The sequence below is a fragment of the Clostridium sp. OM02-18AC genome, from assembly GCF_003481825.1.
In the GTDB taxonomy this organism is placed as follows: Bacteria; Bacillota; Clostridia; order Lachnospirales; family Lachnospiraceae; genus Brotaphodocola.
The window spans coordinates 1-423 of sequence record NZ_QULW01000047.1 but is presented as its reverse complement, the minus strand read 5'-3'; the positions used below and the strand labels follow the sequence as shown (position 1 = coordinate 423).

The 423-nt window shown below is 37.1% G+C and carries 1 protein-coding gene; it reads left to right on the top strand.

Annotation, left to right across the window (positions count from 1 at the left end):
• Window positions 1-4: 4 nt before the first annotated feature.
• Window positions 5-423 (top strand): transposase (locus DXB18_RS16020; protein ID WP_243103583.1); only part of this gene is annotated, 419 nt, incomplete at its 3' end.

The window sequence follows — 423 nt, the reverse complement described above, 5'->3', positions numbered from 1 at the left end:
ATTTATGACAAATGGATATGTCTCTCTTCGTGAGCTGGAAGATAGTTGCAAAGTGAATCTAAGGTTCATGTATCTGATGGATCATGAAGTCCCATCCTATCGGACTTTTGGATATTTTATCAATGAGATACTCAGCGATTCTATTGAGAAACTATTCTATGATATCAACCAAAAAATTTTTGAGAAAGAACATACGGACCTGCAACATTTATATATTGACGGTTCTAAGTTTGAAGCCAACGCAAACAAGTATTCCTGGGTATGGAAGAAAGCGACTGAAAAATCCAGATACCGCTTATTTGAGAAGATCACTTCCCTGTTTCAGGAAATCAATCTTGAGCTTCAATACACGGGGATAAAGTTCAGTATTAATACGGAATACTCGCCAGAATACTTAAAGGAAGCCGCATCGAAATACGTAGA